Raw genomic sequence first — 20,722 nt, forward strand, 5'->3', positions numbered from 1 at the left:
GAAGCCGTTGTCGTAGCGAACTTGATCGGCGGGTTTTCGCAGGTCAGGCATGTTGCCGGCGTGGCGAGGCATGCTCGGGCCGTTGGGTTGTCTCGTTGGTGGAGGAGCCGGGACGGCGTCGGTGGTGGGTCTCCTGGAGGAGCTTCGGGAGGTGGCCGCGCGTGAGCGGGAGGAGCTTCGGGAGGTGGCGGACCGGGTACTCGCTGAGCTCGCCGAAGCGGAGACGGCCTGGCACGAGTGGCTGATCGTCCGGCAGCGCGTCGGCGAGGTTCGGTCCGGGCCGCGGCCCGGACAGGCAGGTGAAGCCGGCCCGGGAGCCGGTGAGTCGTCCGGGTCGGAGCCCGCGACGAACGCGCCCGCCGAGGTTCTCCTACCGAGGGCCGCGCGATCGGGCTCGATCGTCCCGGTGCGGCGTCCCGCGCTTTCCATGGACGCGCTCGCTCCCCACTGCCAGCGCATCCTCGCTAGGCTCACCGAACAAGCATCCGGCGGGAATCCAGTGACGTCCTGTCAGGAGACCACTGCCGTACTGGGACCGGAGCCGGTTCCGGCACGTGTGGAAGGAGTTCGGTCGAAGATGAAGCGGCCGGCCGACCGGGACTGGGCCGACGAGCCCACCCCGGGACGGTTCACGCTCGCCGCCGGGCCGGGCGGCGGCTCATGAGCATCGTCATCGACCACAGCACCCTCTGCTCATGCACGGCGGGCAGCGTCTCGTAGTCGCGCACCGGGCGCCGCGAGCGCATCAGCCGGCTCAGCGTGCGTTCCACCACCCCCCGCCCCACCCCCCCGACCCGGGGCGGGGTGGGTCAGGTGGTGGGGCTGGTCTGGGTGGTGGTGACGGCGTTGCCGTGGGTGGCGGCCCAGGTGCCGAGGGTGGCGAGGGGGGTGAGCAGGGTGCGGCCGAGTGGGGTGAGGGTGTAGTCGACGTGCGGGGGAGTGCCGGGGCGGGGCAGGCGTTGGACCAGGCCTGCTGCGCGTAGGCGGTGGAGGGACTGGTTCATGGCTTTGGGGCTGATGCCGCCGATGTGTTTCACCAGCTGGTGCGGGCGTACCGGGCCCCGGCGCAGGGCCCACAGGATGACGGGGTCCCAGGTGTGGGCGAGTAGGTCGAAGGCGAGACGGGCGGGGCAGTCGGCGAGGAGGCCCTGGTGGTCGGTCATGGACCGGATGCTGCCCGATCCGGGTACCCGTTGTCGCGCCGGGGGCCGGTGGAGGCCGTTCGGTGGCAGGGGAGTTGAGGGGCCATGGTCAGGGGTGGGCCGTTCCGGGGTGGAGCCGGACGTCTCCCGTTCGCCTGGTGCGGGTGCCTGTTGGCGTGTCCGGGTGGAAGATCTGGGACTCGCAACCTGGCCGCCCGAGTCGATCAGGACCGGCAGGCTCGTGCTCCGTCAGCCCGAGGCCCGGGACCGTGCGGCGTTCATCGACCTGCTCGCCTCATCGCAGGTGCACACCTGCCTCGGCGGCCCCCGGCCCCGTGACGAGCTCGAACGCGGGATGCCCGGGGTGCCCGAGCGGTGGCCGGGGAGCTTCGCCGTCGATCTGGACGGGGCGGTGATCGGCCAGGTCCTGCTCCGGCGGGCGACCGGGCACAGCCGCCCGGCCGCCGCGGGGAAGGCCGACCTCGGCTACCTGTTCCTGCCGTCGGCGTGGGGGCACGGGTACGCCGCCGAGGCGTGCGCGGGGGCACTGGGCTGGCTCGCCGGCGCGTTTCCCGGCGAGCCGGTGGTGCTCACCACTCAGAGCGCCAACGCCGGCTCGATGCGTCTCGCGGCGAAGCTGGGGTTCACCGAGGTGGAGCGGTTCGAGGCCTGGGGCGCCGAACAGTGGCTCGGCATCAGGCCCCCGGTCACGCTGGCCGGCTGAGCCCGCGAGGCGACCACCGGGACGGACCCGCCCGTCCGCGCCCGTCCCCGCGCGAACGGCCCGCGGCCGTGACGTGCCCGCCCGCGGGCCGGGCGCCATCCCGGGCCAGGGCCCGGGCCGGGCGCGGTCCGGTCAGGTTCGCGGCCGGCTCGCGGGGTAGCCCGTCGGGGACGGGCAGGGCGAGGAGCACGGCTCCGGGTCCACCGGGCAGTCCTGTGGCGACATCGCCCGCTCACACCGCCGGCAGGCCAGGTGGGCTCGCGCGCCGGCCGCGTCGAGACGTCCCGCCGCCTGCGCCGCGTCCTCGGACCGGGTCCGGTCCACGGCCGTCACCGGGACGGCTCCGGGCAGTTGCCCGCTGTGCCGGGCGTTCGGCCCGGTCACCGACCTGAGTGCCGGGACGAGGTCGAGTCCCGCGCCTGCGGCGCAGGCCAGCACCACGTCGGACTCCGGGTCTTCCGCGGACCCCCCCCGCCGGGCGCGGTCGGATTCCCGGGCGGTCGGATTCCCGGGCGGGCGGGCGGGCGGGCGGTCGGGTCGCTCGCCGGGCGCGGTCGGATCATGCTGTCCGGGTCCGCTCCCGGGCGGCAACTCCGTTTGTCCGCAGGGGGACTGCGTCGAAGCGGGTGGCCGTAGGCGGGGTGGCCGGTGTCTTCGGGTCCGGCGGGGAAGGTGCTGGTGGCGGGTGGGGTACCGGGTGGTGCCTGAGGGGGCGTCTACTGTCGTGCCGTCGGGGTGTGAAGACGTGGCGGTGGCAGGGGAGTTGACGGGTGTGAGGGTCGGGATCGTGGGCAGTGGGGCGATGGCGCGGGCGCTGGGGGGTGCCTGGGCGGGGGCCGGGCACGAGGTGCTGGTGGGCGGGCGGGAGCGGGAGCGGGCGGCTGCGGCGGCCCGGGACGCGGGGGTGCGCTGCGGCACGGTGGGGGAGGCGGTGGAGCACGGTGACGGCGCGGTGCTGCTGGCCGTCCCGTGGCGGGCCGGGCCTGTGGTGGTGGCGGAGTACGCCGGGGTGCTGGCGGGTCGTACCGTGGTGGACTGCTCGAACCCGGTGGCGGCCGGGTTCGCCCTGGCGACCGGGTACGGGCCGTCGGCGGCCGAGCGGGTCGCGGCCGCCGCGCCCGGGGTGCGGGTGGTCAAGGCGTTCAACCTCTGCCACGCGGGTGTGTGGGACCTGCGCCCGCCGGTCTTCGGTGGGCGGGCGCTGGCGGTGCCGTTGTGCGGGGACGACCCGGGCGCGCTGGCGGCCGTCGCCGCGCTGGTGCGCGATGCGGGTGGTGAGCCGGTGTCCGCGGGGCCGCTGGCCCGGGCGCATCTGCTGGAGGCGGCGGCGGCGCTGCTGATCGGTCTGTGGGTGGGCGAGGGCGTGGACGCCCAGGCCGTGGCCCCGCCGCTCGCCCATGCCGGGCCGCTGGGCCGCCCCGCCGCCGCAAGGCCGGAAGCCGGTCCGGGAGCCGGGGCGGGAGCCGGGCCGCTCGCCCACGCCGGGCCGCTGGGCCGCCCTGCCGTCGCAAGGCCGGAAGCCGGGCCGGAAGCCGGGCCGGGAGGCGGGGCGGGAGGCGGGCCGCTCGCCCATGCCGGGCCGCTGGGCCGCCCTGCCGCCCCGTAAGGCCGGGAGCCGGTCCGGGAGCCGGGGCGGGAGCCGGGCCGCTCGCCTACGCCGGGCCGCTGGGCCGCTCCGCCGCCGCAAGGCCGGAAGCCGGGCCGGGAGGCGGGCCGGGTGGCGGGCCGCTCGCCCATGCCGGGCTGCTGGGCCGCCCTGCCGCCGCAAGGCCGGGAGCCGGGCCGGGTGGTGGGGCGGGTGGCGGGGTGTGGTGGTCTCAGCCTGCCGGGTGAGTGGGGCCGGTACCGGGTGCGGGGCGTTGCGGCGGGCGGAGGTGGAACAGTTCGGGGTCTGCCTCGTCCAGGCCGTGGAGGATTCCGGCGGCCTGCCAGCCGGCGCGGTGGAGCAGGCGCTGCATGGGCTGGTTGGAGACGTTCGTCGAGGTGAACAGTTTCGGTGTGGTGCAGGCCGCTTCGAGGGCGTGGAGCAGGCGGGCCCCGATGCCCCGTCCGCGTTCGCCGGGGGCGACCATCAGTGGGGTCACGAAGCCCTGCCCGAAGAAGGTGTGCTCCAGGACGCGGTACCCCAGGGGCCCGGGGGCGTCCTCGGCGAGGACGGCGCTGCCTTGTTCGCACCAGCGCCGTACGGCCGCGCGCCGGGCCGGGTCGCCCGCCGCCGCGACGGTGTCGATGCCGGTCAGTGCGCTGCGGTCCGCGGGGCCGGCGGGGCGGACCAGGAGCGTAGGGGGGTCGGGGTGTCCATGGGGGCATCGTCGTAAACCCGGGGACATCCCGCCCCGGCGGCCGTGCCCGGCCCCGCCCTGCTCCGCCCGCGGCGGCGTCCGGGGGGCGGGGTGTCCGGTGGCGGTGTCCGGTGTCCGGTGGTGGTGTCAGGCCGGGCGGACGAGGCGGTTCTCGTAGGCGAAGATCACGGCGTGGATCCGGTCGCGGAGTCCGAGTTTGTGCAGGACGCGTCCCAGGTGGGATTTGACGGTCGCTTCGGCGAGGTGCAGGGCGGCGGCGATCTCGGTGTTGGACAGGCCGCGGCCGACCTGGACGAGCACTTCGTGTTCGCGGGGGGTGAGCCGGCGCAGCCGTTCGTCGCGGGCGGCGTGGGCGGGGCCGGGCAGGTGGGGGCGGAAGTTCTCCAGCAGGAGGCGGGTGATCCGGGGGGAGAGGACCGCGTCGCCGGCGGCCACGTCGCGGATGGCGGTGAGCAGTTCCTCGGGCCTGGTGTTCTTCAGCAGGAAGCCCGAGGCGCCGGCGTCGAGTGCGGTGAAGGCGTACGCGTCGAGGTCGAAGGTGGTGAGGATCAGCACGCTGGTGCGGGGGCAGGCCCGGACGACCTGGCGGGTTGCCTCGATGCCGTCGGTCCCGGGCATCCGGACGTCCATCAGGACGACGTCGGGCCGCAGTTCGCGGGCCAGGTGGACGGCCTGGGCGCCGTCGGCGGCCTCGCCGACCGGTGTCATGTCGGGTTGGGCTTCCAGGACGGTGGCGAAGGCCATGCGCAGCAGTGCTTCGTCGTCGGCGATCAGGATGCGGATCGTCATGCGGACACCTGGGTGTTGCTGTCGAGGTCGAGGCGGGTGTGGACGTGCCAGCCGCCGCCGGGCAGCGGGCCGGCCCGCAGGGTGCCTCCGTAGGCGGCCGCGCGTTCGCGCATGCCGGGGATGCCGTGGCCGCCCGGTGTGGTGCCGGCGGGTGGCGGGGTGGGGCCGTCGTCGGTGACGTCCACGGTGACGGTCCGGTCCGAGCAGCGGACCAGGACCGTCGCGCGGGTGCCGGGGGGCGTGTGGGTGAGGGCGTTGGTCAGGGCTTCCTGGACCAGGCGGTAGACGGTGAGCTGGGCGGTGGCGGGCATGGGGGCGTGGGCGCCGTGGACGTCGAGGCTGGTTGTCAGTCCGGCGGCGCCCATCTGGTCGGCGAGGGCGGGCAGTTGGGCGATGCCGGGCAGTGGGTGGCGCTGCGCGTCCGGTTCGTCGGTGCGCAGCACGCCCAGGGAGCGCCGCATGTCGGTCAGGGCCTGCCGGCCGGTCTCGGCGATCTGGCGCATCGCGCCGGTCGCCCTGTCGGGTGAGCGGTGCTGCGCGTAGAGGGCGGCGTCGGTGAGCGCGACCATGACGGACAGGTTGTGGGTGACGATGTCGTGCATCTCGCGGGTGATGCGGGCCCGTTCCTCGGTGGCGGCCAGTCGTGCCTGCTGTTCCTGGTGCTGTTCCAGGCGTGCGGCCCGTTCCTCGACGGCGGCGAGGTAGGCGCGTGTGGTGCGGACGTTCACGCCCAGGACGGCGGCGGCCACGGCCGTCGCGGTGACCGCGGCGAGGGGGGTCGCGAACGCGCCGTCGGCGGTCCAGCGCAGGCAGGCCAGTACGGCGCCCGTCTCGACGACGGCCGCGGCCATCAGGGTGTGGAGCCGGCCGGTGGTCGCGGCGACTGTGTAGAGCGCGACCAGCAGGGCGATGTCGGCGGGCAGTTGGATGTTGGCCAGCCACTGGAGGAGGGCCGCGCCGGCCACGGCGGCGAACACGGCGCGCGGGGCCCGGCGCCGCCATGGCAGGGGCAGGGTGAGGGCGGCGGTGAGGGCGAGGGCGGCGGGCAGTTCCCGCGGCTCGCGGGTGGTGGCGATGTTGACCAGGAGCAGTGCCGACAGCAGGGCGTCCCCCAGTGCGGGCGGCAGCCGCCGGCCGCGGCGGCGCAGGGTGTTCAGTGCGCGCGCCGGGCCGGGGCGGCGGGTGGAGTGCGGGGCCGTCGGGTCCCGTGGTGCCCGGTCCCGGTGGTGCGGGGGGTGGGCGGTGCCGGTGTGCGCGGCCGCCTCGGTCATCACGCGTTCCCGTCGGTTCGGTGTCAAGGCGGTCCCGGCCGGGAGCGCCGCCGGGTGCGGCCGGGGCCGGGCCGGGTGCGGGGCCGGCGCGGCCCGGCGCGTGCCGCGGCCCTGTCACCGTAGGGCCGCGGCATACGGCGGCGCATGAGCCCGCCGTCTGATCGCGGGGGGCCGGGGTACGACCGCAGGAGGAGCCGCGTTACCTCCCGTGGTCGCAGGGCGGCCGCCGGTCCGGGGTGTCCGGGTGCGCCCCCGGTCGTACGGCGCGTGGTCCGGGGCTGCGATCGCGGTGGCGGGCGGCGGCGACCGGGGATTGATGTGGCGGCGGGTGGCGCGCGCCGAGGATGGCCGGGTGACCGAGATCATGACGGGACCGCAGATGTCCCCCCTGGAAATCCTCGCCCTGCTGGGCGCTGTCGCGCTGGTGGTGGCGCGCTGGCTTCCCGCCGCCGCCCGTCCGCCCGTCACGGTCGCGGCGGGATCGGCCGTCGTGCTGTGCGCGGCGGTGCTGGGCGTGGCGGGGCTGCGCTGGCAGATGCTGCCGGTCCTGGCGGGTGCCGCCCTCGCGTTGCCGTTCGCGTTCTCCCCGCTGGTGCGGCGCCGGCGCGGAGCGCGGCCGGCCGGGCGGGCCCGCTGGTGGGTGGCGCTGCCGGGATCGGCGGTGTGCCTGGCCCTGACCGCGGCCGGTCCCGGGGCCGCGTGGGCCTTCCCCGTCCCGGTGTTCCCCGGGCCGACGGGCCGTTTCGCGGTGGGTAGCCGGGTGGTGCAGTGGACCGACGTGGACCGTCCGGAGGCCGCTGCCGTGGACGCGGGTGATCGGCGCGTGGTCGTCGTCCAGCTTTGGTACCCGGCCGAGGGCGGCCCGGCGGGTGCGCCGCGGGCCCGGTATCTGGGCCGTACGGAGCAGGAGGCGCGTACCGTCTCGGGTGCCCTCGCCCGCTACGCGGGCCTGCCCGGTTTCCTGGTCGACGGTGTCCCGCGCGCCCGCAGCCACGCGCTGCCCGGCGCGGTGCCGGCCGGTGGGGGCGCGCGGTTCCCGGTCGTGTTGTTCTCGCCGGGGCTGGGCGGGGTGCGCACCCAGAACACCGTCTGGGCCGAGGAGTTGGCCTCTCACGGCTACGTGGTCGCGGCCCTCGACCATCCGTACGACTCCGCCGTGGTGGTCCTCGCGGACGGCCGTACGATCGGTACCGGGCTCGCCGCCACCGGTGACGACGCCGAGGACGAGCGGCGGGCCGTCGAGACGACGCGGATCCGGGCCGCGGACCTCGGCTTCGTCCTGACCCGGCTGGAGCGGCTGGACCGGGGCGAGGGCGGCGACCCGCTGGCCGGACGCCTGGACACCGCCGGGGCGGCGGTGGCCGGTCACTCCCTGGGCGGTGCCGCGGCTTTGCAGGCCGCCCGTCAGGACGGCCGGTTCACCGCGGTCATCGACCTGGACGGCTACCCCCGTGACCCCGACCCGGCGCCGTTGCGCCGGCCGGTGCTGGCCCTCACCCAGGCCGTCGGCCCGGCCACCGACCCGCGTTACCTCCCCCGTCTCGCCGAGGTCCTCGGCCGCGCCACCGCCACCGGTTACCGGCTCACCATTCCGGGCGCGGCCCACCTCACCTTCACCGACGCGCCCCTGTACCTGCCGCCGGTGCCCTCGATGGTCGGCTCGCTGGGCCGCACCCGCGGCCCGCGCGTCGTCGCCGCGGCCACGCTCGCCTTCCTGGACGCCACCGTGCGCCGCCGGCCCGGGGACCTTGCCGCCGCCCTGTCGGCTTACGGTGACCTCACCGTCCACCACCCGGTCGCCGCCCTGTCGGCTTACGGTGACCTCACCGTCCACCGCCCGGGCGCCGCCCTGTCGGCTTACGGTGACCTCACCGTTCACCGCTCGGGCGCCGGCGGCTGACCGGCCCGGCCGCCGGGGGCGTCCGGGCCGGTGCTTGCGGCCCGGGCGTCCCCGGTGGCGGGTGTGTCCGGCGGGCGGGCGTGGCCCCCGGGGGGGCGGGCGGTCAGGTGTAGCGCTCGAAGAGGGCGTGCAGGTAGTTTTCCAGGCGCCCGGTCAGTACCGCCGGTGTCAGGTCGTCTCGGCCCAGCTCGCGCCGGGGCACGGCGACCTTCTCGGCGTCCGGGGCGAAGGCGAGGGCGTCCAGCAGCCGCCAGTACAGGTGGGCGCGGCCGGTGGCGAGTTCGCCGCCCGCGGCCGTGTAGTGGTCGGCGAACGCCAGGCCGGCCCCGGGCCCGTGCAGCAGGGCCAGGGCGGTCGAGCAGTGGGCGACGTCCAGGTCGGGCGGGCCCCAGGACGTCTCCGCCCAGTCGACGACGCCGCCGATCGCCGGGTCCCCGTGCTGCCCGGTGAACAGCACGTTGCCGGGGTGGAAGTCCCGGTGCAGGAAACACCCCCGGTGCGGGGGCTCCGGGCCGGCGATCACCTCCACCGCCCGCGCCCACAGCCCGGCGCGCGCCGTGCCGTCGGGCACCCGGACCCGCCGCGGGGACGTCCATGCCTGCCAGGTCCGCGGCCGGTGGGCCTCGTCCACCCGCAGGGCGTGCACGGCGGCCAGCTGCCCGGCCGGCAGTGTCGCGCGCCGCTCCCGGCCGTCCTCGGCCAGCCGAACCCGGCCGGGCAGGTGCGTCATCATCAGCGACGGGTGCTCGCACACCGCCCCCTCGGCGTCCACGGCGCGCAGCCGGGCCGCCGGGACGGCGGTGTCCTCCAGCAGGCGCAGCACGCCGGCCTCGCGGGCCAGCAGGCCCGGCGCGTGGCGGCGGTAGAACGGTGTGACGAGGGAGCGCAGCACCAGCGTGTACGGGGCCCGGCCGGCGGGGCCCTCGATGTCCAGGCGGCGCATCCGCGAGGTCCAGCCGCCCTGGAGCGCGCTCACCCGGGCGATCCGCTCACCGGGCGCGAGCCGCTCGTGCACCCACCGGCCGGTCGCGTCCCACCCCTGGCCCAGACCCTCACTGTCGATCACGGGCGGCAAGCCTACGCCCCGCCCTGGGCGCGGACCGCTGACGGGCGCTCAACTCCCGTGCGACCGCGCCCCGGCGACCCGGCGTCCACTGCTCAGGCGGGCAGCGGGGTCCGGCAGGCGCCCCGCCCCGGGGCCGGCCGGAGCCCGTCCGCACAACGGCGCCGCCGCTCCCGCCCGCCGCCCCGGGGCCCGCCCGCGTCCCCGTCACGTCCGGCCGTGCCCCGCCGCTCCCGGCCGTGCCCCGTCATGCCGTGCCGCGTCCCCGTCACCCCCGGCCGTGCCCCGTCACGTCCGGCCGTGCCCCGTCATGCCGTGCCGCCTCCCCGCCGCTCCCGCCCGCGTCCCCGTCATGCCGTGTCGCGTCCCCGTCACCCCCGGCCGTGCCCCGTCACGTCCGGCCGTGCCCCGTCACGTCCGGCCGCGCCCCTCCGCTCCCGCCCGCGTCCCCGTCATGCCGTGCCGCGTCCCGTCACGTCCGCGGCAGGGACCGGCCCTGGCCGGCCTCCGCGTCGGCGGCGGCGACCACCGCCGCCAGCAGTCCGGGGAAACGCCCTTCCAGTTCCTCGCTGCGCAGCGCGTTCATCTTGGTGGTGCCCACGTAGTACTGGCGCAGCAGCCCCGCCTCGCGCAGGACGCTGAAGTGGTGGCTGGAGGTCGAACGCCCCACCGGAAGGTCGAAGGAGCCGCAGCTGAGGTCCGCTCCCGAGTGTGCGAGTGTGCGCACCACCGACCTGCGGGCCGGATCAGCGAGTGCCTCCAGCACCTGCTGGACGCTCACGTCCTCCACACCAGGGTGCACGATCACCCGCGCCGCCACGCGTGCCCGTCCCACACCCACCACCCCTTCCCGACAACTGGACCCCCGTCCGATGCTCAAAGACCGCGCCGTGCGCGCGACTTCACGTACACGACGCTACTATGCCCGACCTGCCCGCCACGCCCGCCGCAAGGCCCGCGCAGCCCGCCCCGGGCGCGGGAGCAGGGGGCGCGGCGCCCGGTAGGGGTGGGGGCGCGCGGCGGCTGGCACGTGCGCGGCGCCGGCGTCGCGGCAGGCCACGGGGCCGGGGGCGGGCCCGGCGGGGGACCCGCGACCCGCGCCGGGGGGCCGGCCGGGGCGGTGCGGTACGGGCCGCACGGGTACGGGGCGCCCGCCGGGACAGGGGGCGCGGGCACGGGCGTGGCGCGCCCCGCCGGGCGGGGGCGCCGGCGGGGCGGGGAGCGGCCGGGGCCGTTGTCCTCGGGCCGGCGGCCCGTCGGGGCACGCGGGGTCAGGCGGCCCGCACCGGCGTGGCGGCGGGACGGGCGAGACGGGCCGGCGCCAGGGGTTCGAAGATGCCCGTCGGCACCGGATCCACCGCCCGCACCGCCGCCGCCGCCCGCCCGCACCGCCGCCGCCGCCCGCACCGCCGCCGCCGCCCGCACCGCCGCCGCCGCCGGCACCGGCGCCGGCGCCGCGGGAACGGGCGTGCGCAGCGGCGTGAGGTGGGCTGCTGGGTCTCGGCGGCCGGGTCGATGCCCAGCTCCTCCGCCGGCACCCGCCGCGGCTGCTGGTAACAGCGCAGCGCCTCCGCCCGGTTGCCGGGAGCGGCCAGCGCCTCCATCCGGCAGCGGTGGGCGCTCTCCCGGAACGGCGCGCGGCGCACCGCCTCGTCCGCCCAGTGCAGCGCGTGGTGCTCCTCACCCAGGGCGCAGGCCCCCAGGCTCGCCGTCTCCAGGGCGCTGATCCGCAGTTCCTCGACGTGCTCGCGCACCCCCTGTGCCCACGCGCCCTCGTGGCCGGGCAGGAACGCCCCGCGCGGGTTCGCCAGCGCGCCCGCGGCCGGCTGCCGGGCGACCGCGTGAGCGCCGCCGGCCAGTGCTCCGACGACCTCGCCGGCGGCGGCCGCCTCCACCGGGGCCCCCTCGCCCTCTACCCGCCCGGCACCTTCCACGCCGCCCGCACCCTGCTCACCCCCGTGCCCGCCCTCGAATCCCGCGAACTGGCCACCTGGCCCGCCCGCCACAGTGCGCTCGCCGCGCGCGTACGGGTACCGGTGCGCCTGACCCCGGCCGACCACGAGCACTGGTGGCGCCTGGACGACGCCTCCCGCGCCGCCCTGACCGCCGCCTTCCCCCCGGGCCCGGCCCGCCTCGCCACCGCCCGCCGCGCCGGCCACAACCTCTCCCTGGGCCACGCCGTCCGCCCGTACCACCTGCGCGCCCTCGCCTTCACCGACGACCGCCTCACCCGCCCCGCCCCCACGGCCCCCGCCCCGGCCGCCGTCTGACCCGGGCACGGCCCAGCCGACCACCTGGCGAGGGGTGGTGGGAAGGCCCCGCCGCCCCCCGGGCACGGGGGACGGCGGGGCCCGCCCGCCGGCCGCCGAAACCGTGACGGATACGGGTGCGTACCCGTATCCTGAGGGCAACGGAAGGAGCCGAGATGGCCGACGCGAACATCCGCATCCCCGCCGAGGCGCGAGACCGCCTGGCCGAGATCGCCGCAGGCGAGCACCTGTCCCTGCGGGCCTACCTCTCCCGCCTGGCCCAGGACCTGCTCACCCCGGCCGAACGGGCCGAACGGGCCGAAACGGCCCGCGGTGTGCTGGAGGAGTGGAACGGCTACGACCCGGACGCCACCCGCACCGCCGGCCTGGACGCCGAACTCGACCGCCGCCTGTCCGAGGCGGCCGGCCGGTGAACAACGCCGTACACGTCGTCCTGGACGACACCGCCATGCTCGCCGCGGGCCGCGGCAACCTGCTGGTCTCCCGCCTCATCCACCGCGCCCACGCCGAGCCGGGCTGGTACCTCTACGCCCCGGCCTGTGCCCTGGTGGAGGCGGACCGCGAACGCCCGGGCACAGCCGAGCACCTGGCCGCCCTGCCGGCCCTCACCGTGCTCGACCTGGACCTCGCCGCCACCCTCGCGCTGGCCGCCGACACCACGTGGGCCCAGGCCCACGTCCGCCACGCCGCGGCCCCCACACCCGAACGCCCCGACGGGGCGTTCGTCGCCACCGCGGACCCCGCCCGCTGGAAGGGAGAGCCGGTGCGCGTCCTGGACCTCGGCTCCTGAGCGCCGCCGCCAAGGGGGGTGCGGCAGGGCGGGTGGGCACGCTCACCCGCACCCCCCGGGGCCGTCGCCAAGCTCACCCCCGTCGAAGGCCAACTGGAGCTGTTCGACGCCGACTTCACCCTCGCGCCGGGCATCGACGCGCTCCACCTGCCCGGCCACACCCCCGGCACGACCGTGTACGTGCTCTCCTCCGGAGGGCGCCGCGCGCTGCTGCTGGGCGACGTGGTCCACTCGGTGGTCCAGTTCGGCGAACGTGACTGGCAGGTGGTCTGGGACATCGACCCGGCGCCGGCCTGCGCGGTGCGCAACCGCATCGCCGACGACCTGCTGGTCGCCGCGCACTTCCCCGGCATGCGCTTCGGCCGCGTCCTCACCGACGGCGGCGAGCGGCGCTTCGCCGCCGTCTGACGGCCCCGCGATCCGGGCCGGTCCGCATCCGGGCCGGCCCGGGTGCGCCGTCCTCACCCCCGGCGCCCGGCGCGCTCCGCCGCCCACCCGAGCAGCAGCCCCGCCGCGCCGAGCACGGCGGCGATCCCCAGCGGCGCGGTGAACCCGAACGCGGCCCCCGCCCCCCGCCCGGCCCCCGGCCCGTGCTGCTCCGGCCGTACACCGACGACCCGCCCTGATGCAGCTGACGTACCGCCAGTTCGTGCCACAGGGCGACGAACCGTCCCCGGCCGCGCTGAAAGGCTCGACCCGCCCGGGGCCGACCCGCCCCGACGCCCGACCCGCCCGGGGCCGACACGCCCGGGGCCGACCCGCCCGGGGCCGACACGCCCGGGGCCGACCCACCCGGGGCCGACCCGCCCGGGCTCGACCCGCCCGGGCTCGACCCGCCCGGGCTCGACCCGCCCGGGGCCGACCCGCCCCGACGCCCGACCCGCGCCGTCTGGAGAGCGCATGACCGCCCCCCGCACCGCCCCCCGTACCGCCCCCCGCACCGTCCCCCGTACCGCCCCCCGTACCGCCCTACGACGGGCCTCGGCCCTCGCCCTCGCCCTCACCGCCTGCCTCGCCGCCGCACCCGCCGCCGCCGCCGCACCCGCCACCGCCGCACCCGCCACCGCCTCCGGCGGGCTCGACCGCTACCACCACCAGCGCCTCGACTGGTACCGCTGCGCCCAGGGCCCCGACGACGCGGACGGCCGCGCCCTGGACGCCGCGGGCGCGCGCTGCGCGGACGTGCGCGTGCCGCTCGACCACACCGACCCCGCCGGCCGGAGCATCACCGTCGCGATATCGCGCCTGAAGGCCACCGACACCCGCCACCGGATCGGTTCCCTGCTGATCAACCCCGGAGGGCCGGGCAACAGCGGTCTCGCCACGGGCCTGCTGGTACGCCCCGCGATGGGGGAGAGCGGCGCCCGCTACGACCTGATCGGCCTGGACCCGCGCTTCACGGGCCGCAGCACCCCGCTGGACTGCGGCCTCTCCCACGGCCCGGGCCTGCCCTCGGCCGGCCCCACCCGGGCCGGCTTCGAACGCCGGAAGGCCGAGGCCGAGGCCACCGCGGACGCCTGCCGCGCCACCAGTGCGGCACTCCTGCCGCACGTCACCACCCGCAACACCGCCCGCGACATCGACGTCGTGCGCGCAGCCCTCGGTGAACGCCGGATCTCCTACCTCGGCTACTCCTACGGCACCTACCTGGGCACGGTCTACACCCAGCTGTTCCCCGGCCGCCAGGACCGCGTGGTCCTCGACAGCGCCCTGGACCCCCGCCGCTACAACCCGCGCCTGATGCGCGGCACCGAGGACGCCAACGAGCGCGCCCTGGACGGCTGGGCCGACTGGACGGCCGCCCGCCACGACACCTACGCGCTGGGCCGCACCCGCGCCCGGGTCCTCACCACCGTCGGGGACGTCCTCGCCGCCGCCGCCCGCACCCCGCTCACCCTGGGCACCGGCCCCGACACCTTCCGCCTGGACGACAGCCAGGTCCCCGCCCTGGTCTTCACCGCACTCGGCAGCGACACCGACGGGGCGCGCGCCGCGCTGGCCGAGCAGGTGTCCCTGCTCGCCCGGGCCGCCGAAGGCCGCCCCACCGTGCTGCCGCCCGCCGTCGCCGCCCTCCTGCGCACCGGCTTCACCCCGGCCGGCTCGCCCGGCGCCAGCGCGCAGACCGCGATCCTGTGCGGCGACGCCCCCGCCCCGCGCGACCCCGAGCAGTACTGGCGCGACATCGAAGCCGCCCGCGCCGCCCACCCCCTGTTCGGCCCGATGACCGAGAACATCACCCCCTGCGCCTTCTGGGACCGCCCCCGCGAGGAGCCCACCGAGGTCCGCCGCGACGTCCCGGCCCTGATCGTCGCCGCCACCGGCGACCCCCGCACCCCCTACACCGGCGCCGCCGCCCTGCACGCCCTGCTGCCGAGCTCCCGGCTGCTCACCCTGGCGGGCGCGGTCCAGCACGCCGACTACGCGGTGTACGGCAACGCGTGCGTCGACACCGCCGTCAACGCCTACCTGGCCACCGGCCGGCTGCCCGCCCGCGACCTCACCTGCGCCACGTAGCCCGCGCGCACCGGACCGCCGCGGGCCGCCGCCCTGCCTGCCGGCGGCGGCCCGGTACGGCTACGGCCCGGTGCGGCCCGGTGCGGACGGGTGCGGTCCGGTGCGGACGGGTGCGGACGGGTGCGGACGGGTGCGGTCCGGTGCGGACGGGTGCGGCCCGGTGCGGATGGGTGCGGCCCGGTGCGGCTCGGTGCGGACGGGTGCGGTCCGGTGCGGTCCGGTGCGGACGGGTGCGAGCGGTCAGGGCCGCCAGACGGCGGCCACGTGGTACGGGTAGAGGTCGCCCGCACCCCGGGGCAGCCACAGGCCGACGACCAGGCCGCTGTTGTTCACCAGGCGGGCGCTGTTGGTGGCACCGGTCGGGTCGAGGTTCTCGGCGGCGGCGCCGCGGGCCCAGATCCGGCCCGACTGGTACTGCCGGGAGGGGATGCCGTCCCAGGCGTAGCCGACCGCGGTGCCGGAGTCGTTGATGTCCGTGGCGGTCGTCCGGCCGCCCGGCGGGGCCGGGTCGAGCGCGGTCAGGACGCCCTGCGGGCTCCACCGTGCGGCGTGGTTGCGCGGGACCTGCGGGTCCGGCTGGTAGTCGCCCACGGCCTCACCCGAGCTGTTGAGCGCATCGGGGTAGGTGGACGGGCCCAGGTCGTGCAGGACGCCGCCGGCCGAGCGCAGCAGGCCGTGCCGCAGGCTCCCCAGGCCCGGTTCCGGCAGGTCGGCCCAGCCGACCACCGCGCCGGCGTCGTTGATCCTGCGCGCCCAGCTGCGGACGGCGCCCGGGTCGGTGACGAACGCGGCCGCGGTGCCGTCGGGGCTCCAGAGGACGGCGTGCGGCTCCCCGGCGCCGCCCGTGGCGCAGACGCCGACCGCGAAGCCGGCGCTGTTGACGTCGAAGGCCTCGCTGCGGGTGTCGCCGGGCAGCGGGGCCAGGGCGACGGCGGTGCCGTCCGGGTGCCAGGCGACGGCGTGGTCCTCGCCGCCGTGGGAGGAGACGCCGGCCACGATCCCGCTCGCGCTGATCGCGACGGGCCTGCTGTAGGTGTCGCCGGGCAGCGGTGCCAGGGCGGTGGGCGTGCCGCCGGCGGACCAGCGCACGGCCGTCGCCTCCGTCCGGCTCCGGGGTGCGGGCCAGGAGGTGCCGATGACGGTCCCGGCGTCGTTCACCCCCAGGGCCTGCGCGTTGTCCTCGCCGGGCAGCGGGGGCAGGACGGCGGGCGAGCGGTCCGCGTTCCAGCGGATCGCGCTCGACGTGCCGCCCTGCCCGGACGCCCAGGCGTAGCCGACGACGACGCCGGCGTTGTTGAGCCCGGTCGGATCGCTGTACGGCTTGTCGGGCAGGCCGGTCGACAGCACCGTCATGGGCAGCGTGGCCCCCGCCCCCGCCCCGGCTGCGGGCACGGCGGGCACGGCGGGCACGGCGGGGGTGGCGGATGGTGTGGCGGCGGCGGGGGCTGCCAGCAGCGCCCCGGCGGTGAGCGCGGCGGCGACGGCGGCGGCGGCCGTTCGGCGGCGGCCGGTACGGACGGTACGGACGGTACGGACGGTCATGACACGGGCTTCCTTCCCTGATCGGCGACATGGCGGCCCGCCGCGGCGCCGGCCGTACCGGTGGAGCAGCCGAACGCGCCGGGCGGGACCGGTGGTGCGGTGGTACGGACGGGCCGGGTGCTGCCGCCGCCGGGTGCGCGAACGCCCCCGGCGGCGGGCTGTCATGGCCGCGACTCTAGCTTCCGGCTCTGCCGCGCGCGAGTGAACCGGACACTCCGGTCGTCCGCGGCGCGGGCGAACTCCCGCTGCCCGTAACGGATTTGTTGCTTGCCCAGGCAGCCCGGCATCCCCACACTGGGCTGACGCGGCACAGGTCGCGGGGGAGGGGGCCGTCATGGGGGTACTGCTGGTCCTCCTGCTGGGGACGGCCGCGGGCCTGGCCTGGGCCCGGCACCGCTGCCGCGCCCTGCTGGCGGACCTGCACCGGGCCGAACGGCTCGCGGAGCAACGGGACTTCGACCTCGACCTCACCGAACTCGCCTGCCTGGCCGGGACCCTGGCGGACCTGACGTTCGCGCGGATGCACGAGCGCGGCCTGCTGGCCGCCTCCCGCTCGGGCGAGGTCACCGCCACCACCGGCCGGCCCACCGGGGACGGCTTCGAGACGGCGGTCCTCGAACTGCTCGCACTCCTGCCCACCCGCACCCGCGACCTCGGGGACCTGGCCGCGGAGTTCGACCGCTCCCCGGAGGCGAGGGCACTGCGCGGGCGGCTGGCGGCCCAGGGACTCGTCGACGACGAGAAACTGCTGCGCCGGGTACGGGAGTTCGCGGTGTGGATGCCGCTGGTGGCCGCCGCGGTGGCCGTGACGGGCGTGGTCGCGACGGTGTGGGCGTTCCTGTGGGGCGAGCACTGGGGCATCGCGCCGCCGGCCTTCGCCGCCCTGACCGCGGCCGCCCTGGTGATCAACCGCAAGGCGCGGCCCGCCGCGCGCCGCACCACCGCCCCCGGCGCCCGGGTGCTGGCCGCCGCCCGCGCGGACGACCGCCCCGGGTACGGGATCGAGGCCGTGGCCACCGGCGGGCTGAGCGCCCTGCCGGCCCTCCACGACCTGCGGATCTGCCGGGAGGCCTCCCACGCCCGCAAGACCGCCCGCACCGCCGCCCGCTCCCGCACCGGCTCCGGCTCGGGCAGCGACGGCGTCGGCCTGGGCGGCGCCTGCGGCGGATCGGGCTGCGGCGGCTGCGGGGGCTGCGGCGGCGGACTCTAGGACGCCAGACCCGGCACGGCCGCCCCACCGAACAAAACTGACGAAACATCAGCCGTCAGGTTCGCGCCGCCACACCCCGGGGAAGAGAACACCACCGTGACCTCCGACCCGCCCCACCCACACCCCCCGAACGGGCCCGTCGTGCTGCTCGCCGGGACCAGACCCGAGGCACTCAAACTGATCCCCCTGCTGCGGGCGCTGCCACGACTCGGCCTGGAGACGGCCCTCCTCGACAGCGGCCAGCACCCCGGCATGGTGGCCGCCGCGCTCGCACCCTTCGGCCTCGCCCCCACCGAAGTCCTCGCCCCCTCCCGCGGCTCCGGCTCACTGGCCGCCACCGTACGAGGCCTGCGCGAAGCCGCCCACGAGGCGATCCGCCGCCTGGCACCCCGACTGCTGGTCGTCCACGGCGACACCTCCACCACCTACGCCGGGGCCCTCGCCGCACACGCCGCCGCCGTGCCGCTCACCCACGTCGAGGCGGGGCTGCGCACCGCCCACCCGCTACGCCCCTTCCCGGAGGAACTGTTCCGCCGCCGCGTCGCCGCCCTGGCCGACCTGCACTTCGCCCCCACCGCCGAGGCCACCGCCAACCTCCGCCGGGAAGGCATCACCGGCACGAGCGTCGAGACCGTCGGCAACACCATCATCGACGTCCTGCGCGAGACACTCGCCCGCCCCGCCCCCCACGCCCTGCGCGAACTCCTGCCACCCCGCGCCCCCCTGGTCGTGGTGACCATCCACCGCCGCGAGAACGTCGGGCGACGCCTCGACCCGCTCTGCCACGCCGTCCTCGAACTCCTGCGCTCCCGCACGGACCTGCACGTCCTGTGCCCCCAGCACCCCAACCCCGCCGTCCGGGCGCGCCTGCAACGCCGGTTCGCCGGCCACCCGCGCATCACCCTCACCGACTCACTGCCCTACCCGGTGTTCGTCCACGCGCTGGCCCGCGCCGCCCTGGTGGTCACCGACTCGGGCGGCATCCAGGAGGAGGCACCGTACCTGGGCGTCCCCGTCCTCGTGGCCCGCGAGAACACCGAACGCCCCGAAGCCCTCGGCACCGGCACCACCCGGCTGGTCCCGGCCCACCCGCAGGCGGTCCTCGACGCCGCACACGAACTGCTCGCCGCCCCGAGACCCCGCCCCCAGGCATTCGACCGCACCGCCCCCTTCGGGGACGGCCGCGCCGGAGAACGGATCGCCCGGCGGCTCGCCCACGTCATCCGCGGCCGGCCCAGGACCCCCGGCCCCCGCCAACCCGCCCGGGAGGCCACCCCATGACCGACGCCGCCGGCGCCCTGCGCGAATGGCTCCTCGACGGACCCGCCCAGCAACGCCACGGCCGCGAACACGGAGCGGTCGCCGGCGCACTCGCACCCGACGGCCGCGCCGCCTACGTCTACGGCGAGATCACCGGCTACTACCTGCACTGGCTCGCCTCCCCCCACCTGCCGCCCGACCCGCGCCGCCGACCCGCGGCCCACGCCGCCGCCGCATGGGTCGAACGCCGCTACACCACCGGCCCGCTGCCACCGACCCGCATCCACCTCCACGACGACGCCACCCGGGACTGGCGCAACGACGCCCAGTTCTTCTTCGACCTCGCCATGCTCGTCGGCGGCCTCACCGCGGCCACCCGCGCCGCACTGCTGGACCCACCCGAACGAACCCTGCACGCCCTGCTGACCGCCCTCGCCGGCTTCGTCGACCACGACGGAACACTGCGCCCGCTGCGCACCGAGCCCGGAGCGGCCCCGCCCCCACCCCGCTGGTCCACCCGCGGCGGACCCTTCCTCACCAAGGCCGCCGCCCGCGTCCTCGACGCCGCGGCCCTCGTCCCGCTGCCACCACCCCTCGCCCTGGCCTGCGCCCGCCACCTGACCCGCCACCGCCCCGACCCCGCCCGGGCCTTCGACCACCCGCTGCACCCCACCCTGTACTTCCTGGAGGGCCACCTCGCCTCACCCGGCGCCGACCGGGCCGCGGCCACCGCCGTCCTGACACGGCTCCTCGCCCGAAGCGACCAGGCCGGCACCCTGCCCGAATCACTCGACACGGCCACCGTCCGCCGCAGCGACGTCATGGCCCAGGCCCTGCGCCTCGGCCTGCTCCTGCACCCCCACGAACCCGGCCTCGACCGGACGGCCGCCGCACTCGCCGCCAGGGTCCGCGCCGACGGCGCCATCCCCTTCGACCCGGCCGCCCGGCCACGGCAACTCAACGTCTGGAGCGCCATGTTCGCCGAACAGGCACTCTCCTGGCACCAGGCGCACTCCCGGCACCGGGCCCGCAGCACCGAACCGCCGCCGCACGCCACGCCGGGCGACCTCGTCTGACCCCTCCCAGCAGGAAGCGACACCGCCGTGAACGCCCAGCCGCACCCCTGGTCCTACGACCTGATCGCCGACATCTACGCCGAGGACATGGGCCGCAGCATGCCCCACGACGACATCGGCTGGTACCGGGACCTGTGCCGACGCCGCGGCGGCCCCACCCTCGAACTCGGCTGCGGCACCGGGCGCATCCTGCTCCCGCTCCTCCAGGACGGCGCGGACGCCGTCGGCATCGACCTGTCCATGCCGATGCTGCGCCGCCTGCGCCGCGACGCGGCCGCGCTGGACCTGACGGCCCGGGTCGCCCGGATGAGCCTCCAACGCCTCGCCCTGCGCGGGCCCTTCAGCACCGTCCTGGCGCCGTACTCGCTCGTCACCTACCTCACGACGCCGGGTGAACTGCGCGGCTTCCTGGACAGCGCCCGCGGCCTGCTCGCGCCCGACGGCGTCCTCGTCCTCGACGGCTTCGTCCCCCGGCCCGTCCGGCACCACGAGGAGTTCCGTCCGGACTACCGGCGCCCGTACGCCCACGGGCTCCTCGCCCGGGACAAGAGGATCACGGTGCTCGACGACGGGTGCCACCGGATCGAGCGCCGCTACCGCCTGCACGACGACCGCGGGCGCCTGCGCGAGGAGTTCACCACGCGCGACCGGATCCGCCCCCGCCGCGAGTCCGACCTCCTCGCCCAGGCCGAAGCCGCCGGCCTCACCGCCTCGTCGGCCGGCTACGACTACGGCGCCACCGCGGACCCCGCCGGGGCGCAGTTCTACACGCTCACCCTCCACCGCGGCTGACCGGGCGCCGGAACCGGTCCCGCCGGCGGCCCGGCGCGGTCCCCGGCCCGGCGCGGTGCGGCGCCGAAACGCCGGA

21 protein-coding genes are annotated in these 20,722 nt (G+C 77.4%); 12 read left to right on the forward strand and 9 right to left on the reverse strand.

Annotated elements, in window-relative coordinates:
• Positions 1-629 precede the first annotated feature (629 nt).
• The gene (locus ACIQOW_RS30665) at positions 630-770 is read right to left on the reverse strand and encodes a hypothetical protein (protein ID WP_401090404.1); all 141 of its coding nucleotides are present in this window, start codon (positions 768-770) and stop codon (positions 630-632) included.
• 39 nt (positions 771-809) lie between these two features.
• A complete protein-coding gene (locus ACIQOW_RS30670; protein WP_401090406.1) occupies positions 810-1,163 on the reverse strand; it encodes a winged helix-turn-helix transcriptional regulator in 354 nt (117 codons plus the stop codon).
• Between the two features lie 163 nt (positions 1,164-1,326).
• On the opposite strand from ACIQOW_RS30670, the gene ACIQOW_RS30675 reads away from it, so the two are divergent.
• Together ACIQOW_RS30675 and ACIQOW_RS30680 are read left to right on the forward strand one after the other, a co-directional pair.
• Positions 1,327-1,866, forward strand: a complete 540-nt coding sequence (locus ACIQOW_RS30675; RefSeq protein WP_401090407.1) for a GNAT family N-acetyltransferase — start codon at positions 1,327-1,329, stop codon at positions 1,864-1,866.
• A 772-nt stretch (positions 1,867-2,638) separates the two neighbouring features.
• Complete coding sequence (locus ACIQOW_RS30680) at positions 2,639-3,472, forward strand: NAD(P)-binding domain-containing protein (protein WP_401090409.1); 834 nt, start codon at positions 2,639-2,641, stop codon at positions 3,470-3,472.
• A gap of 211 nt (positions 3,473-3,683) precedes the next feature.
• Here ACIQOW_RS30680 and ACIQOW_RS30685 read toward each other — a convergent pair whose 3' ends face one another.
• From ACIQOW_RS30685 to ACIQOW_RS30695, 3 genes are all read right to left on the reverse strand, one after another.
• Positions 3,684-4,196: a GNAT family N-acetyltransferase gene (locus tag ACIQOW_RS30685; RefSeq protein ID WP_401090411.1), complete on the reverse strand. Its 513-nt coding sequence runs from the start codon at positions 4,194-4,196 to the stop codon at positions 3,684-3,686.
• Positions 4,197-4,295: 99 nt separating this feature from the next.
• Positions 4,296-4,958, reverse strand: a complete 663-nt coding sequence (locus ACIQOW_RS30690; protein WP_401090413.1) for a response regulator — start codon at positions 4,956-4,958, stop codon at positions 4,296-4,298.
• The gene (locus ACIQOW_RS30695) at positions 4,955-6,229 is read right to left on the reverse strand and encodes a sensor histidine kinase (protein WP_401090415.1); all 1,275 of its coding nucleotides are present in this window, start codon (positions 6,227-6,229) and stop codon (positions 4,955-4,957) included. The genes ACIQOW_RS30690 and ACIQOW_RS30695 overlap by 4 nt, the downstream gene beginning before the upstream one ends.
• Positions 6,230-6,545: 316 nt before the next feature.
• Between ACIQOW_RS30695 and ACIQOW_RS30700 the strand changes: the two genes are divergently transcribed.
• Positions 6,546-8,129, forward strand: coding sequence for an alpha/beta hydrolase family protein (locus ACIQOW_RS30700; protein WP_401090709.1), 1,584 nt, complete (start codon positions 6,546-6,548; stop codon positions 8,127-8,129).
• A gap of 103 nt (positions 8,130-8,232) precedes the next feature.
• On the opposite strand, the gene ACIQOW_RS30705 is transcribed toward ACIQOW_RS30700, so the two are convergent.
• From ACIQOW_RS30705 to ACIQOW_RS30715, 3 genes are all read right to left on the reverse strand, one after another.
• On the reverse strand, positions 8,233-9,195 hold the full coding sequence (locus tag ACIQOW_RS30705; RefSeq protein WP_401090417.1) for a phosphotransferase family protein: 963 nt from the start codon (positions 9,193-9,195) through the stop codon (positions 8,233-8,235).
• A 469-nt stretch (positions 9,196-9,664) separates the two neighbouring features.
• Complete coding sequence (locus ACIQOW_RS30710) at positions 9,665-9,973, reverse strand: ArsR/SmtB family transcription factor (RefSeq protein ID WP_401090419.1); 309 nt, start codon at positions 9,971-9,973, stop codon at positions 9,665-9,667.
• A gap of 490 nt (positions 9,974-10,463) precedes the next feature.
• Complete coding sequence (locus tag ACIQOW_RS30715) at positions 10,464-11,087, reverse strand: BTAD domain-containing putative transcriptional regulator (protein WP_401090420.1); 624 nt, start codon at positions 11,085-11,087, stop codon at positions 10,464-10,466.
• On the opposite strand from ACIQOW_RS30715, the gene ACIQOW_RS30720 reads away from it, so the two are divergent.
• The 5 genes from ACIQOW_RS30720 to ACIQOW_RS30740 all read left to right on the forward strand — a co-directional run bounded on the left by ACIQOW_RS30720 (position 11,034) and on the right by ACIQOW_RS30740 (position 14,766).
• Positions 11,034-11,462, forward strand: coding sequence for a hypothetical protein (locus tag ACIQOW_RS30720; protein ID WP_401090421.1), 429 nt, complete (start codon positions 11,034-11,036; stop codon positions 11,460-11,462). The two genes, ACIQOW_RS30715 and ACIQOW_RS30720, sit on opposite strands and share 54 nt — an antisense overlap.
• Positions 11,463-11,617: 155 nt before the next feature.
• Positions 11,618-11,875, forward strand: a complete 258-nt coding sequence (locus tag ACIQOW_RS30725) for a hypothetical protein (RefSeq protein ID WP_401090423.1) — start codon at positions 11,618-11,620, stop codon at positions 11,873-11,875.
• 35 nt (positions 11,876-11,910) lie between these two features.
• Positions 11,911-12,252 (forward strand): hypothetical protein, encoded by a 342-nt coding sequence (locus tag ACIQOW_RS30730; protein ID WP_401090711.1) that lies wholly within the window; start codon positions 11,911-11,913, stop codon positions 12,250-12,252.
• 18 nt (positions 12,253-12,270) lie between these two features.
• The gene (locus tag ACIQOW_RS30735; protein ID WP_401090425.1) at positions 12,271-12,660 is read left to right on the forward strand and encodes a hypothetical protein; all 390 of its coding nucleotides are present in this window, start codon (positions 12,271-12,273) and stop codon (positions 12,658-12,660) included.
• Between the two features lie 492 nt (positions 12,661-13,152).
• The gene (locus tag ACIQOW_RS30740) at positions 13,153-14,766 is read left to right on the forward strand and encodes an alpha/beta hydrolase (protein WP_401090427.1); all 1,614 of its coding nucleotides are present in this window, start codon (positions 13,153-13,155) and stop codon (positions 14,764-14,766) included.
• A gap of 240 nt (positions 14,767-15,006) precedes the next feature.
• On the opposite strand, the gene ACIQOW_RS30745 is transcribed toward ACIQOW_RS30740, so the two are convergent.
• On the reverse strand, positions 15,007-16,308 hold the full coding sequence (locus ACIQOW_RS30745; RefSeq protein WP_401090429.1) for a hypothetical protein: 1,302 nt from the start codon (positions 16,306-16,308) through the stop codon (positions 15,007-15,009).
• 334 nt (positions 16,309-16,642) lie between these two features.
• On the opposite strand from ACIQOW_RS30745, the gene ACIQOW_RS30750 reads away from it, so the two are divergent.
• From ACIQOW_RS30750 to ACIQOW_RS30765, 4 genes are all read left to right on the forward strand, one after another.
• On the forward strand, positions 16,643-17,518 hold the full coding sequence (locus ACIQOW_RS30750; RefSeq protein WP_401090431.1) for a TIGR04222 domain-containing membrane protein: 876 nt from the start codon (positions 16,643-16,645) through the stop codon (positions 17,516-17,518).
• 96 nt (positions 17,519-17,614) lie between these two features.
• A complete protein-coding gene (wecB, locus tag ACIQOW_RS30755) occupies positions 17,615-18,799 on the forward strand; it encodes a non-hydrolyzing UDP-N-acetylglucosamine 2-epimerase (protein ID WP_401090433.1) in 1,185 nt (394 codons plus the stop codon).
• Positions 18,796-19,854 carry a hypothetical protein gene (locus ACIQOW_RS30760; protein WP_401090434.1) on the forward strand — a complete coding sequence of 353 codons (1,059 nt, stop codon included), beginning with the start codon at positions 18,796-18,798 and terminating at the stop codon, positions 19,852-19,854. Before wecB ends, ACIQOW_RS30760 begins: the two co-directional genes overlap by 4 nt.
• 27 nt (positions 19,855-19,881) lie before the next feature.
• Positions 19,882-20,646: a class I SAM-dependent methyltransferase gene (locus ACIQOW_RS30765; protein ID WP_401090436.1), complete on the forward strand. Its 765-nt coding sequence runs from the start codon at positions 19,882-19,884 to the stop codon at positions 20,644-20,646.
• Positions 20,647-20,722 lie beyond the last annotated feature (76 nt).

The sequence above is a fragment of the Kitasatospora sp. NPDC091335 genome (assembly GCF_044757205.1).
GTDB lineage: Bacteria > Actinomycetota > Actinomycetes > Streptomycetales > Streptomycetaceae > Kitasatospora.